Annotated in this window: 14 protein-coding genes; 4 read left to right on the forward strand and 10 right to left on the reverse strand. The window is 70.9% G+C overall.

Translation table 11 applies throughout. The annotated features are described in order from the left end of the window. Nucleotides 1-16: 16 nt before the first annotated feature. From ABEA43_RS55980 to ABEA43_RS56005, 6 genes are all read right to left on the reverse strand, one after another. The gene (locus tag ABEA43_RS55980; RefSeq protein WP_345575476.1) at nt 17-292 is read right to left on the reverse strand and encodes a DUF2160 domain-containing protein; all 276 of its coding nucleotides are present in this window, start codon (nt 290-292) and stop codon (nt 17-19) included. Nucleotides 293-294: 2 nt separating this feature from the next. Then, nucleotides 295-1,125, reverse strand: a complete 831-nt coding sequence (locus ABEA43_RS55985; protein ID WP_345575478.1) for a carbohydrate ABC transporter permease — start codon at nt 1,123-1,125, stop codon at nt 295-297. 4 nt (nt 1,126-1,129) lie between these two features. Beyond that, nucleotides 1,130-2,083, reverse strand: a complete 954-nt coding sequence (locus ABEA43_RS55990; RefSeq protein WP_345575480.1) for a carbohydrate ABC transporter permease — start codon at nt 2,081-2,083, stop codon at nt 1,130-1,132. Beyond that, nucleotides 2,080-3,270 (reverse strand): ABC transporter ATP-binding protein, encoded by a 1,191-nt coding sequence (locus tag ABEA43_RS55995; RefSeq protein ID WP_345575482.1) that lies wholly within the window; start codon nt 3,268-3,270, stop codon nt 2,080-2,082. The genes ABEA43_RS55990 and ABEA43_RS55995 overlap by 4 nt, the downstream gene beginning before the upstream one ends. Beyond that, entirely contained in the window at nt 3,263-4,354 is a 1,092-nt protein-coding gene (locus tag ABEA43_RS56000; protein ID WP_345575484.1) for an ABC transporter ATP-binding protein, read from the reverse strand. The genes ABEA43_RS55995 and ABEA43_RS56000 overlap by 8 nt, the downstream gene beginning before the upstream one ends. 98 nt (nt 4,355-4,452) lie before the next feature. Beyond that, the gene (locus ABEA43_RS56005; protein ID WP_345575486.1) at nt 4,453-5,001 is read right to left on the reverse strand and encodes a TetR/AcrR family transcriptional regulator; all 549 of its coding nucleotides are present in this window, start codon (nt 4,999-5,001) and stop codon (nt 4,453-4,455) included. Between the two features lie 99 nt (nt 5,002-5,100). On the opposite strand from ABEA43_RS56005, the gene ABEA43_RS56010 reads away from it, so the two are divergent. After that, nucleotides 5,101-6,240, forward strand: a complete 1,140-nt coding sequence (locus tag ABEA43_RS56010) for an FAD-dependent oxidoreductase (RefSeq protein WP_345575488.1) — start codon at nt 5,101-5,103, stop codon at nt 6,238-6,240. Between the two features lie 112 nt (nt 6,241-6,352). On the opposite strand, the gene ABEA43_RS56015 is transcribed toward ABEA43_RS56010, so the two are convergent. Next, a complete protein-coding gene (locus ABEA43_RS56015; RefSeq protein ID WP_345575490.1) occupies nt 6,353-7,921 on the reverse strand; it encodes an alpha/beta fold hydrolase in 1,569 nt (522 codons plus the stop codon). A 101-nt stretch (nt 7,922-8,022) separates the two neighbouring features. Then, nucleotides 8,023-8,802 (reverse strand): SDR family NAD(P)-dependent oxidoreductase, encoded by a 780-nt coding sequence (locus ABEA43_RS56020; RefSeq protein WP_345575492.1) that lies wholly within the window; start codon nt 8,800-8,802, stop codon nt 8,023-8,025. Between the two features lie 88 nt (nt 8,803-8,890). Between ABEA43_RS56020 and ABEA43_RS56025 the strand changes: the two genes are divergently transcribed. Both ABEA43_RS56025 and ABEA43_RS56030 read left to right on the forward strand, forming a co-directional pair. Continuing rightward, nucleotides 8,891-10,501: a DUF4434 domain-containing protein gene (locus ABEA43_RS56025; protein ID WP_345575495.1), complete on the forward strand. Its 1,611-nt coding sequence runs from the start codon at nt 8,891-8,893 to the stop codon at nt 10,499-10,501. 33 nt (nt 10,502-10,534) lie between these two features. Beyond that, nucleotides 10,535-11,110 (forward strand): hypothetical protein, encoded by a 576-nt coding sequence (locus tag ABEA43_RS56030; protein ID WP_345575497.1) that lies wholly within the window; start codon nt 10,535-10,537, stop codon nt 11,108-11,110. Here the strand turns inward: ABEA43_RS56030 and ABEA43_RS56035 are convergent. Next, entirely contained in the window at nt 11,100-12,011 is a 912-nt protein-coding gene (locus tag ABEA43_RS56035; protein WP_345575499.1) for an arginase family protein, read from the reverse strand. The two genes, ABEA43_RS56030 and ABEA43_RS56035, sit on opposite strands and share 11 nt — an antisense overlap. A gap of 28 nt (nt 12,012-12,039) precedes the next feature. On the opposite strand from ABEA43_RS56035, the gene ABEA43_RS56040 reads away from it, so the two are divergent. Continuing rightward, nucleotides 12,040-12,630, forward strand: a complete 591-nt coding sequence (locus ABEA43_RS56040) for a CGNR zinc finger domain-containing protein (RefSeq protein ID WP_345575501.1) — start codon at nt 12,040-12,042, stop codon at nt 12,628-12,630. A gap of 329 nt (nt 12,631-12,959) precedes the next feature. Here ABEA43_RS56040 and ABEA43_RS56045 read toward each other — a convergent pair whose 3' ends face one another. Continuing rightward, a complete protein-coding gene (locus ABEA43_RS56045) occupies nt 12,960-13,919 on the reverse strand; it encodes an STM4015 family protein (RefSeq protein ID WP_345575503.1) in 960 nt (319 codons plus the stop codon). Between the last annotated feature and the right edge of the window lie 12 nt (nt 13,920-13,931).

Here is a 13,931-nt window from a genome sequence, read left to right on the forward strand (position 1 = left end):
CCTGGCTCCTCTTCTGTTAGCCCCATATCCCGATCACGACCGCCACGAGCAGCGCGCAGCCGAGCGCGAGCCACATGGACAGGTCGGTTACCGCGATCCAGCCGGCCAGTACGACGGCCGCGCTGATCAGGCCGATGTACAGCCGGTCCCCTCGATCGGTCTCGATGCGCAGGAAGCCTCGCCTGGCCACGGGAGGGGAGACACGGGCCCAGACCGTCATGACGACCAGCAGCAGGGCCAGACCGGCGAACACCAGTCCCGTGGGGCCGGTCCACACCATCCACTCGAGCATGGTCAGACCCTCCCCAAGGCGAAGCCCTTGGCAATGTAATTCCGGACGAACCAAATAACGATCGCGCCCGGGACGATGGTCAGAACTCCGGCCGCCGCCAAAAGGCCCCAGTCCACGCCGGCCGCGCTGACCGTCCTGGTCATCGTCGCGGCTATCGGTTTGGCGTTCACCGAGGTGATCGTCCTGGCGATCAGCAGCTCGACCCAGCTGAACATGAAGCAGAAGAACGCGGTCACGCCGATCGCGGAGCGGATCATCGGCAGGAAGATGCGAATGAAGAACCGGGGCAGCGAATATCCGTCGATCGCCGCGGTCTCGTCTATTTCCCGGGGAATTCCCGACATGAATCCTTCGAGTATCCACACGGCCAGCGGGACGTTGAAGAGCATGTGCGCGATGGCCACGCCGAGATGGGTGTCGAAGAGCCCGACGCTCTGATAAATCTGGAAGAATGGCAGCAGGAAAACCGCCGCCGGCGCCATGCGATTCGTCAGCAACCAGAAGAACAGATGTTTGTCGCCGGCGAATCTGAAACGCGAGAACGCATACGCGGCGGGCAGTGCCACGATGAGCGACATCACGGCGTTCATCGACGTGTAGATGATGCTGTTCAGATAGCTCGAATACCAGGCGGAGTCGGTGAAGAAAGTGACGTAGTTGTCGAAGGTCACGCGCTGCGGCACGAGCGCGAAGCTGCCGAGGATGTCCTCGTTCGGCCTGATGGACATGCCGAACATCCACAGCAGCGGCAGCATCAGCGTGGCCACGTAGAGCCAGAAGACCGTGCGGGCCCACGGGAGCCGCCGTCCGGTCCGCCTGTTGGCCGCTGCCATCACCTCACCTCCCCGACCTGGTCAGCACAGTGAAGAAGACGTAACAGAGGATCTGCACGAACAGGAAGTAGAGCAGCGAGAACGCGCCCGCCGGCCCCAGGTCGAACTGCCCGACCGCGATCTTCGACAGCAGGATGCTGAGGAAGGAAGTGGCGTTGCCCGGCCCGCCGCCGGTCACCACGAACGGCTCGGTGTAGATCATGAAGCTGTCCATGAACCTGAGCAGGATCGCGATCGTCAGCACCCCGCGCAGCCGGGGAAGCTGGATGTGCCGGAACGTGGCCCACGCCGAGGCGCCGTCGATCTGCGCGGCCTGGAAGTACGGCTCGGGGATCGAGCGCAGCCCCGCGTACGCCAGCAGCGCCACCAGCGGCGTCCAGTGCCACACGTCCATGACCAGGACCGTGATCCAGGCGTCCGTGGAGTCCAGCGTGTAGTTGAAGTTGATCCCGAGCACGTTGTTGATCGTCCAGCCGCCCAGCCCGATGTCGCCGCGGGCGAAGATCTGCCAGATCGTCCCCACCACGTTCCAGGGGATGAGCAGCGGCAGCGCGACCAGCACCAGCGCCACCGACACCCAGAAGCCGCGGCGCGGCATCGAGACCGCGATCGCCACTCCGAGCGGGATCTCCAGCAGCAGCACCTCGGCCGAGAACAGCAGCGTGCGCAGGAACGCCGCCCTGACCTCCGGGTCGCGGGCGATCGAGCGGAACCACTCCAGCCCGACGAAGATCCGGTCGCTGGGGCTGAAGACGTCCTGCACGGAGAAGTTCACCACGGTCATCAGCGGGATCACCGCGGTGAACGCCACCGACACGACCACCGGCAGGACCATCAGCCAGGCCCGGTTGTTCTTGCGCTTCGGCTCGGCGCGCGGCTCGGCGGGGGCCTCCGCCGGGGCGGTCGTGACGACCTCGCCGCCCACCTGGCTGCCCGCGACGGTCGTCTGCTCGCTCACGCCTGGCCCCTTCCGTTCAGGGGCGCGAGTGAGCCGCACCTGACCTCGTCGCGGAACAGGAACGTCCGGTCCGCGGGGAAATGCAGGAACTCGACCGTGCCCGGCGTGCAGGTGGAGCCCGCCTCGGTCTTGGCGATCACCCTGTGCCCGTCCACCTGGGCGTGCACGAGGTCGAACGCGCCCATGCGGTCGATGCCGGTCACCTTGGCGGCCACGCCGGGGCTGGTGCGCGTGCCGCTGATCCGGACGAACTCCGGCCGCACCCCGATCCGCACGGGACCCGGCGGCAGGCCGTCCGGCGTTCCGCCCGCTGTTTCGTCTGCTGTTTCGCCCGCCGGTTCGCCCGCCGGTTCGCTCGCCGGCTCGCGCGCCGGCCGCTCGGCCGGCTCCGGGACGGCGCTGCCGACGTCCGCCTGGCCGACGCGGACGACGTCGCCGACGATCTCGGCGGGCAGCATGTTCATGCCCGGCGAGCCGATGAAGTGCCCGACGAACTCGTGCGCCGGCGACAGGAACAGCTCGGCCGGCTCGCCCGCCTGCACGATGGCCCCCTCGTTGAGCACCACCACCTCGTCGGCGAACGTCAGCGCCTCGGTCTGGTCATGGGTGACGTAGATCAGCGTGTGGCCGGTGTCGCGGTGGATCTCCTTGAGCTTGCTGCGCAGCGTCCACTTCAGCGCCGGGTCCACCACCGTCAGCGGCTCGTCCAGCAGGACCGCCGCGACCTGCGCGCGGACGAGCCCGCGGCCCAGGCTGACGATCTGCTGGCGGCCCGGGTCCAGGCGGCGTGACCTGCGGCGGAGCACCTGGTCGAGGCCGAGGAGCTCGGAGACCTGGCGGACGCGCTGGTCGATCTCCTGTTTCGGATATTTCCGGTTACGGAGGGGGAAGGCGAGGTTGTCGTAGACCGACATCTCCTCGTACAGGACGGGGAACTGGAAGACCTGCGCGATGTTCCGGCCCGCGGTGGGCACGTCGGTGACCTCGCGGTCGTCGAACCAGATCCGGCCGACCGTGGGGGTCAGCAGGCCCGAGATGATGTTCAGCAGGGTGGTCTTGCCGCAGCCGCTCGGGCCGAGCAGCGCGTACGCCCTGGCGCTGCGCCAGGTCCACGTCATCGGCTTGAGCGCCCAGGTCTCGCCCCCGTCGTAGCTGTGGCCCACGCCTTCCAGCCGGATGTCAGCCATGCAGATCGACCTCCGCCGCGCTGGTGGCGAGCAGCCGTCCGCCGGACTCGTCGAAGACGAAGAGGTGGGCGGGGTCCACGTACGCGACCGTGGACTCGCCCGGGGTGAAGAGCTGGGTCCCCGGCAGGTGGGCGACCAGGTGGCGGCTGCCCTGGAGGAGCAGGTGCAGGAAGGTCGCGCTGCCGGTGACCTCCGCCAGCCTGATCTCGGCGGGCAGCTCCAGCGCGCCGGCGCCGTTGCGGCCGATGGTCACCTGGTGGGGGCGTACGGCGAGCATGACGTTGTGCCCCGACGCGTGCGCGCGGGGGGCCGGGAACGACGTGCCGAGGCACTCGATCCGGCCGTCGCGTACGACGCCGGGCAGCAGGTTGAGCGGCGGGTCGCTGAGCGTGGCGGCGACGGCCAGCGTCGGCGGGTGGGCGTACATGTCCGCGACGTCGCCCATGTGCTGGATCCGGCCCTCGCCCAGGACCACGGTGGGTGCGGCGAAGGTCAGCGCCTCGTTCGGGTCGGCCGTCGCGTAGACGACCACGCCGCGCGAGCCGGTGAACATGGTCTTGAGGTCGGCCCTGAGCTGCTCGCGCAGCTTGAAGTCCAGGTTGGCCAGCGGCTCGTCGAGCAGCAGCACGTCCACGGGCCTGGCCAGCGCGCGGGCGATGGCGGTGCGCTGCTGCTGGCCGCCCGACAGCTCGGCGGGCCGGCGGCCGAGCAGGCCGTCGATCCCCATGAGCTCGGCGACCTCGTGCACCCGCCGGTCGATCCCCTCGCGGTGGAAGGCCGGGTCGAGGCGGAGCGGGGAGGCGATGTTCTCATAGACCGTCAGCGACGGGTAATTAATGAATTGCTGATAGACGAAGGCGACCGAACGCTTTCGTACCGAAATCGCGGTGACGTCTTTTCCGTCGACCACGACGCGGCCCGAATCCGGGGGCAGCAATCCGGCGGCGACGCGCATCAACGTCGTCTTTCCCGCGGTCATGGGGCCGACGAGAGTGGTCATTCCATTCGATAATTCTAGGCGAATGTCGTCGAGCCAGGTCTCCCCGCGCTGCCGTACGGAGACGCCATCGAGAATCAGCGTCACTGTGCCCGGTCCTTTCTTGTCCCCCTATCTAACATGATCTGAATGTGTGTGCAAAGAGGGCATGTGGTGCCCGTGTTAATGGTGGGGCTGATGTTTCATCACAATTCGAGGTCGAGAAAACGGTGAATGGCTGGGGCTATCGCCTCGACGACTTGTTCCCTGGTCATGGCGGTCAAGGGTGGCAATCTCAGGACATATAGGCATAGGGCGGTTCCGAGCATTTGCGTGGACACCAGCCCCGCCCGCATGGGCGCCCGCGCCGGATCCTGTGACAGCGCGGTCACGACGGGCAGGAGCTGCGCCGCGAAGATCGAGCGCAGGCGGTCGGCGGCGACCGGGTTCGTGACTCCTGTGCGCAGGAGGAGCTGCAGGGTCTCGCCGGACTCCCAGCGCTCCAGGAAGTGGCGGACGAGCGCGGCGGCGATCTCGTCGCGGGGGGTGCCGCGCAGGTCGGGGAGCCGCAGGTCGAGCTCGCAGGCCGCCGCGAACAGTCGCTCCTTGCTGCCGAAATAGCGCATGACCAGGGCCGGGTCGACCCCGGCCGCGCCCGCGACGGACCTGATCGTGGCCCGGCGGTAGCCGTCGGCGGCGAACCGCTCGCGGGCCGCGCTCAGGATGGCCGCCTTCGTCCGCGCTGCTCTGCTCATGTCAACAACTGTAGGCCAACATGTGTTGACATTCCAAGCGGGCGTGTTTAGTGTCAACAGGTGTTGGCCTACAGACGCTGACCTTCTCAAGGAGGAGACATGATCCACGCCGATGTGCTCGTCGTCGGAGCCGGGCCCGTGGGGCTCACCGCCGCCGTCGTCCTGACCCGGCTCGGCCACGAGGTCGTCATCGTGGACGGGCAGGCCGAGGGGGCGAACACCTCCAGGGCCGCCGTCGTCCACTCGCGCACGCTGGAGCTGCTGGAGCCGTACGGGGTCTCGGCCGCGCTGGCCGCCCGCGGGGTGCACACCTCGCGCTTCACGATCCGCGACCGCGACCGGCTGCTGGTGCCGGTGCCCTTCGACGGGCTGCCGACGCGATACCCGTACACGCTGATGATCTCCCAGGCGGACACGGAGGCGTACCTGCTGGCCAGGCTGGAGGAGCTGGGCGGCAAGGTGCTGCGGCCCGCGCGGGTGACCACGATCGCGCAGGACGACTCGGGCGTCACGGCCACCCTGGACGACGGGCGCGAGCTGCGGGCGTCCTACCTGGTGGGCGCCGACGGCATGCACAGCCTCGTCCGCGAGCAGTCCGGCATCGGCTTCGGCGGCGGCACCTACGCCGAGTCGTTCGTCCTGGCGGACGTCCGGCTCAGCGGCGGGGTGCCCAGTGACGAGGTCATCCTCTACTTCTCGCCCGAGGGCCTGGTCGTGGTCGCGCCCCTGCCCGGCGGCCGCTACCGGATCGTGGCCACCGTGGACGACGCGCCCAAGGAGCCCGACGCGGCCTTCGTGCAGCGACTCCTCGACACGCGCGGTCCCGAGGCGGTGCCCGCCGTGGTCGAGGAGGTCGTCTGGGGCTCGCGGTTCCGCGTCCACCACCGCATCGCCGACACCTACCGGGACGGGCGCGTCCTGCTCGCCGGCGACGCGGCGCACGTCCACTCGCCCGCCGGCGGCCAGGGCATGAACCTCGGCATCGAGGACGCCGTCGCCCTCGGCGAGGCGCTGGCGAAGGTGCTGGACGGCGGGTCGCAGGACCTGCTGGACGGCTACGCCGCCGCCCGCCGCCCGGTCGCGGAGAAGGTCGTCGGGCTGGCGAGCAGGCTCACGGCCCTGGCCACCGCGAGCGCGGCCCGCCGCCCGCTGCGCAACGTCGTGCTCGGGCTGGCGGGCCGGATCCCGGCCGTACGCCGCCGCCTGGCCTGGCAACTCTCCGGCCTGGACCGTCGCTGAAACGGCGGCCCAGCCAGTGCTGTCAGAGCGGCGGCCCAGCCAGTGCTGTCAGGGTGGCGGCTCGGCTGGTGCTGTCAGAGCGGCGGCCCGGCCAGTCCGTCCGGGCGGCGGCTCAGCCGGTGGCGCCGAGGCGGTCGCTCAGGCTCTGCCGGAGCAGCGGCTCGGCCGGGAGCGCGGCGGAGTCCGGCACCGGGACCCCAGGGCAGGTGCTGGTCCTGCGGCCCTTCTCGAAGTAGTCGATCACCTTGGCCACGCAGCCCGGCACCCTCAGCGCGGAGCCGTGCATGTCGTCGTCGACCGTCACCAGGGTCCCGCCGATGGCCGCCCGCGTCTGCAGCGTCCACTCGTACGGCGACGGGCTCTCGTGCAGGTGGCCGGAGAGCATGAGCGAGCCATCGGAGTGCCGCAGGCGCGTGGTCTGCACCGGCAGCGGCCACCCCGCGCAGCGCGGGAAGAACACGCTGGCCTCACCGGTCACCGGGAAGTCCCGCAGCCGCTTCTGGTAGGCGTTCCAGGCCGACTCGAACGTGCGCTGCCCCGAGTCCTCGTTGCAGAAGAACGCCAGGTTCGCCGCCTGACTGCGCCTCTCCGGCGCGTCGGCGGGCGGGGGTGGCGGCTGCTCACCGAAGATCTGCTTGATGGTGGGCGGCGCGGTCGGTCCCGTGGCGTCCTTCAGCTCCTTCAGCACCTGGCCCAGCTCCGGCCAGGCCACGCTCGGCTGGCCCGCCATGTCGGCGATCAGGCGTCCCTCCACGGTGAGGTCGACGTCGGTGAAGGTCAAGGGCTCGGCGTCGTACGACCTGCGCATCTCCGTCAGCGTGGCGACCACCTCGGCCTTGGTCGCGCCGAGCGCGTAGGTTCCGTCGCGTTCTGCGAGCCACCCGGCCATCCGCTGGAAGTCGCGGTCGGAGGCCTCCGCGCGTACCTGCGTGAAGACGTCCACCCTGGGCACGGGCAGCGCCACGCTGTCCAGCCACATGCGGTGCACGCGCTCGGGGAACAGGCTGCGGTAGACCGTCCCCAGCCACGTGCCCCAGGACACGCCGAAGAAGCTCAGCTCGCGCTCGCCCAGCGCGGCGCGGATCCGGTCCAGGTCGCGGGCCACGTTCGCGGTGGTGAGCCCGCCGAAGAAGCCGGGATTCGAGCTCGCGCACGCCCGGTTGGACCGGATGACGCTGTCGTAGACGGTCCTGGCCAGCTCTTCCGTGACCGGCCCGGGCGGCGGCCGGTCGTCCTCGCTGGCCGGGCACTTCGCGTTCGTGCTCGCGCCGACGCCGCGCGGATCGAACCCGATCAGGTCGTAGCGGTTGTTCAGCTCGACGCCCGTCATGACCAGGTCGATCGGCATCAGGTAGCCGCTGCCCCCGGGACCGCCGGGGTTGACCGCCAGGCTGCCCAGCCTGCTTCCGGTGGCCTTCAGCCTGGTCAGGGCGATGGTGAGCTGCTTGCCCGCCGGATCGGCGTAGCTCTGGGGGACGCTGAGCGTGCCGCACTCCGTACGGCCGAGAAGGCCTTTGAACTTGGGGAAGTCCGTGTCCCTGAGCCCCCACGAGCGCAGCACGTCGTCGGAGTAGGAGGGGCATTTCTGCCAGGTGATGGCCGGCCGCGCGGTCTCCGCGTGCGCGGTGACGGCCGGTGCGCCGAGCGCCAGGGCGCTCATCAGCAGCGTTCGTAAGATCATGTCCCAAGGCTCGTCGCGGGCGGGCCCGTCCACATCCCCCGGCGGTGGGGGACGGGGGCGCGTTCAGGGGAGGGACGGTGGGGGACGATGGGGGAGCGCGTTCAGGGGAGGATCGAGTCCACGTAGCCGCCGTCCACCCGCAGCGCCCCGCCCGTCGTCGCGGAGGCGAAGGGCGAGCTGAGGTAGACGACCATGTTCGCGATCTCCTCGGGTTCGATCAGGCGCTGGAGCAGGGACTGCGGGCGGTGCTCGCGCATGAACGCCCGCTGCGCCTCCTCCCACGGCAGCTCCTTGTCCACGAGCTGGTAGACGAACTCCTCGACGCCCACGGTGTGCGTCGGCCCCGCGATCACGGAGTTGACCGTCACGCCGCTGCCCGCGGCCTCCTTCGCGAACCCCCTGGACACGGACAGCAGTGCGGTCTTCGTCATGCCGTAGTGGATCATCTCGGCGGGGACGACGACGGCGGAGTCGCTGGCGATGTACTGGACGCGGCCCCAGCCCCGCTCGATCATGCCGGGCAGGCAGGCGCGGGTCAGCCGGACGGCGGCCAGCACGTTCACCTCGAAATAGCGCCGCCACTCGTCGTCGTCGATCTCCAGCGCCGGCCTGGCGCCGAAGATGCCGAGGTTGTTGACCAGGATGTCCACGTGCGGCAGCTGTCCCAGCACCTCCGCGCAGCCCTCGGCCGTGGCCAGGTCGCCGGGCGCCGCGACCAGGTCGCCGTCCATGCCGTCGATGGCCGCGGCCACCGAGTCCCCGCTGCGGCCGTTAATCGCGACGCGGGCCCCGGCCTTGGCCAGCCCGGCGGCGATGGCCGCCCCGATTCCCTGGGTCGAGCCGGATACCAGCGCGGTCTTGCCGCTGAGATCGATGCGCACGATGAATCTCCCCCTTGCCCGCCATTCTCCGTGATCAGTCCGCGGCCGTTCACAGCGGGGTCTCGAACGCCGCCACGTGCCCGGGCGGATGCGTAGGCTGGAGGCCGGCGTGGAAGGGGTGTGGGTGCACCGGATCCTGTGGCTGGTCGTGGCGGTGGCCCTCGTGGTGGGTGCGGTCGTGCCGGACGGCTCCGAGGTGGCGGAGGAGTGCCCGGCCAGGGATCCGCGGGTGACGGCCCCGTACGCGGTCACCGGCTACTGGGTGATCCCGCGGGCCGACTCGTGCGTGACCCGGCGCATGGTGGAGGCGATCCACGCGATCGGGGGCGACACGCTCATCACGTTCGGGCCGCGGTTCGACGTGGGCGAGGAGCCCGGCTTCGAGGGCTGCCGCGTGGACGGGCATCCGTGCGCGGAGGTGCCGGGCAAGCAGATCAGGCAGGTCTACTCGTACGTGACCAGCGAGGAGTTCGGGCCTGGGCTGCTGCGGTGCCAGGGGATCGACCGGCGGATCGAGAGCGAGGGGCGGATCTTCTACCGGGTGTCGCTGGCCGCGTCCTGCGACGACAGCGTGCACGATCTCGTCCTCGTCTCGACGGACGGCGACGGCGTGGGCAACCTGATGACGGAGGCGGCGGCGTACGGGATGGTGGTCTATCCCGGATTGCCCGCGGCGCCGCAGCAGGAGGGCAAGCCGTGGGAGCCCGACCGCGCGCACACCGCCGCCCTGAACGCCTTCACGGCGCGGGTGCTGGCCGACTATCGGGCGCGGTTCGGGGCGTCCAAGGCGTTCGGCGGGGTGTACCAGTCGTTCGAGCTGGCCATGCGTGACCGGGCGGACAAGGATCCGATCATCGAGCTGTACGCCGCCCAGCACGCCGTGGTCGCCGCCGCCCTGCCCGGCAAGAAGATCGTGGTCAGCCCCTACATCGACGCGCGCAGGGGCCGGGGGTTCCCGCCCGGGGAGGTGGCGGCCGGGTTCGCGGACATCGCGGCCACGCGGGCCGGGCTGCCGATGGCCGTCGCCGTCCAGGACGGGCGGGGGACGGGCAAGGTGCCGGTGTACGGGGTGCATGAGGCCGGGGCCAAGGTGGCGCCGCGGCTGACGCCGGTCGTGGGGGACGTGACCTACGAACAGGCGTACTACGGGGCCACCCGCGACTACGTGGAGGCGGCGGCCCGGCGGGTGCCCGACGGGGTCGAGCTGTGGGTGAACGTGGAGGGCTTCGAGCCCACGCCGGCCGCGGGCGAGTGCGGGCGGGTGGAGCCGGGGCCGCTGCGCGGGCGTACCTCCAAGAGCCGCCTGGACCAGCAGGTCATGGCGGCGGGGACAGCGCCCGTCAAGATCATCTCGTACGGGTGGGAGCCGTTCTTCACCTGCCAGGCCGGCTACGACACGCCGTCGCTGGCCGACGACATCGTCAGCGGGTGGCAGGCGCCGATCATCGTCGGGGCGTCGCGCAAGGAGCTGAACGGGCGGGCGGGGATCCTCGTCGAGGGCTACAACCTGCGCGGCGGCACACTGCGCTTCGCGCCGCAGGAGGTGGTCGTGAACCAGGAGTGGTACGAGCGGGGCCGCCTGGAGTCCGCCTGGGTCCCCTATGTCCCCTCGGGCCCCTGGACCTCGATCACCGCCACGAACGAGGCCGGCCACTCCAGCACAAGCGCCTACGTGATCCGCCAGGCGGGCAACCGCTGAACCTTTCTCGCCTCCGCCGCATCAAATCCGGTCATGAACAAGATTCAGCAGCTTGCCGTCCTGTCCGTGCTGCCGGTGACCGCGGCTCTGATCGCCCTCCCCGCTCAGGCGGCCGTGGAGAGCCCCGCCTGCCCCCTGCCGAGCAAGGCGGAGGTGAAGCGGGCCGCCGGCGACAAGGTCGACCAGCCGCCGAGGGGCGCCGCCGCCATCAAGGGCGTCCGCGTCAACCACATCCCGAAAGGCTTCACCTACGGCGGTGTCGTGACCAGCAAGCATGACGGCATCACCGAGTACGGCTACCAGTGGGGGGACGAGCGCCCCAACGCGGACGCCAAGCAGCGGTCGTTGTGGGTCAGGGTGGTGTGCTGGCCGAAGGCGGGCCGGTTGGCGCAGCTCAAGAACGCGCCGTTCGAGTTCGGGAGGTTCTCCGGTGACACCACGACCGTGCGGATCGGCGGGCGCCAGGTGCTCACCCAGGAGGGCGACGGCGCGCTGGGCGACGGCCGCTACGCGGGCTGGGTCGAGCGCAAGGGGGTCGTCGTCACCGTGATGGCCAGCACGCCCCTCGTCCCCGAACTGGCGAAGATCGTCAAGGGCATCAAGCTCTGACGCGCGGCAGTGCGGGGCCGGCGGTCAACGCCGACACGAGGATGTCCGCCAGCAGGGCGGCCTGGCTGCCGTCCGCGTCCAGGTCCGGGTCGAGGATCGTCACCTCCAGCCCGGCGGCTCCCGGCAGCGCGACCAGCCCGCGCAGCAGCTCGGTGAGCTGCGCGGCGTCCAGCCCGCCAGGCGTCGGGGAGTCGACGGCGGGCAGCACGGACGGGTCGAGCACGTCGGCGTCCACGTGGATCCAGAAGCCGTCGAGGTCGTCGCGCACGAGCACCTTCGCGGCCCGGTCCAGCGAGATGTCGTTCCCCGGCACGTAGGCCAGGCCGCTGTCCGCGATGTCGCGCAGATCCTCCTCGTCCCGGACGCCGAGCACGATCACGTCCTCGTCCCTGACGTACGGGCGCAGGCCCCCGATGTCGGTCAGGTAGTCGTCACCGCGCCCGGTCACCAGCGCCAGGTCCTCGCCGGCCGCCGAGCCGACGTGCGGGGAGTTGCCCAGGTGCCGGAAGTCGGCGTGCGCGTCCAGGTACGCCAGCCCGTAGCGGCCGGACTCGCGCAGGGCCAGCGCGGGGCCGAGCAGGATCGAGCAGTCGCCGCCGAGCAGGATCGGGAACCCGCCCGACGCCCTGATCCCGGCCACGCGATCCGCCAGGGCGCGGGAGTAGTCGGCGATGGCGGGGCCGTTGCGCACGCCGTCGCCCGGCTGCCACGTGGCCACGTAGCGGGGCGGCACGAGCGCTCCCGCGTCCGCCGCACCCAGGCGCTCGACCAGGCCGGTGTTACGTAGCGCCCAGGGGGCCTTGTAGCAGCCGGGTGAGACGCCGGGGGCCGGTGGGCGCAGACCAAGGTTGGATGGGGCATCGAGGACGGTCAGGTTTCTGTCAGGAGTTATCCTTGTCATAGTCGTGACGGTAACAGGAGGAGAGCGGATGCGCCAGTTCGCGGAGACGGGCGTGGTGGCGATCGATCTGGCCAACACGTGGGACGACTATCAGGACGATCCCGAACGGTTGCCGGATGTGGCGGAGCTCGCCCGCTTCTGCCGTGAACTGGACGAAACGGAAGCGCCTCCGGGCGATGTGAGCTGGGACGACGCGGCCGCTTCGGGCGGCGTTGCCGGATTGGAGGGCTTGGGCGCGGGGGAGCTCGATGCGGTGCGGGCGGTGCGGGGGCGGCTGAGGGCCGTACTGGCATGCGAGCCCGCCGAGCGGACGCGAGCCCTGGCGCGGTGGGCGAGCGAGCTGCCGGTGCGGGTGAACGTGGAGGAGTCGGACGGATCGCCGCACCTGCGCCTCGTGGCGCCGGCGGGCGCCGCCCTGCCGGAACGGCTGGCCGTGCGGGCGGTGGCCGAACTACTGGACATCGCCGCCGCAGGCGACTGGGAACGGCTACGCCTCTGCGCCGCAGGACCCTGCCGGGACGCGTTCATCGACCGGAGCCGCCCGGGGCGCCGCCAGTTCTGCTCGACCCGCTGCGCCAACCGCGCCCACGCCGCCGCCTCCCGAGCCCGCCACCGCTGAGCCGCCGGGTTAGTGAGCGCGTACGTGAGCTCCTCGGTCACCTGATCGCGGGGGCCGACACGGGGGAGCTGCTGCCGTTCGGGCGGTCGCTCACTTCGTGGCGTTCCACTGCGGTGGTCTGGAGCGATCCTCAGTTGGCAAGCGAACTGCGGGGCCCTTTCGCGGGCGACGGACCGGACGTGCCTCGTCCGAAGGGCGACGTGTGATGGCGACTCGGGGAGACGATGTCCCCCGGCCCCATCCATGGCGTGTTCGATTCGCCGACCGGCGTGCGGCAGAAGGCTGGGGCCATCTGCTGACCCACGCACCGGAGAACCTCGAGCGCGGGGTTACTCGCTCACCGCGACGTAGCGCCGGTTGCGGTTGAGGTCACCGGTCTCGAAGAGGACGACCTCGACGCCGGGCAGCGCCGCCTTGACGCGGGCGATCATCGCGCTGCTCAGGAAGTGGTGTGACAGGTCCAGCCGGCGCAGGTGCGTGAGCGGCCGGCCGCTGAGCAGCGCCTCCCCGCCCGCGTCGCTCAGCGCCCCCATCGACAGGCTCAGCGTCTCCAGCCGGGCCACGACCGGGGCGGTGGACACGGCGGCGGCGAGCTCGTCCGCGATCTCGCTGTTCTGCAGGCCCAGGTGGCGCAGCCGGGGCAGCCCGGCGCCGCTCAGGAGGCCCGCACAGTCCGCGGCCGTGGCGTCGCCGCCGTGCTCGCCGACGCCGAACCACAGCTCCAGGCGCTCAAGCGCGGGCAGCTCCGAGCCGCTCACGCCGCGGACGACCGTGCCGGGCAGGCCGCCGGTCTCCATCCTGAGCACCCGTAGCGACTCGTGGCGCACCGGCCGGAGCCCCAGCCCGGTACCGCCGCGCACCTCCAGGCGCTCCAGCTTCGGGAACGCCTCCAGCAGCGGCGTGATGTCGGACTGCTGGATCCTGGAGATCTCGGACTGCTCGGGGGAGATGGCGCCCAGGAACAGGGAGCGCAGCTCGGGCAGCCGTCCGGCGTTCGCGGCGAGGCGGCCGACGGTCTCCGCGTTGTCCCCGGAGCAGCACTCCTCCCACTCGCCGATCACCATGGCGGTGACCTTCGCGGTGTCCACGCGCTCGAAGAACCAGTCGAAGCACTCGGAGATCCGGCCAGGACTGTCCTCGTCCCACTCGCTGGCGGTGAACCGCCAGGCGACGGCACCCGCCTCGGGCCGTGGCCCGGCGGCCTCGTCCCAGGGCGCCTGGGCCACGGGCAGGCCGGCGTACCCCTGGTCATAGAGGTTGTAGTGGCTGCGGTGCTCGTCGTCGGTCACGGGGGAGTCCTC

Source organism: Nonomuraea rosea (assembly GCF_039539705.1).
GTDB lineage: Bacteria > Actinomycetota > Actinomycetes > Streptosporangiales > Streptosporangiaceae > Nonomuraea > Nonomuraea rosea.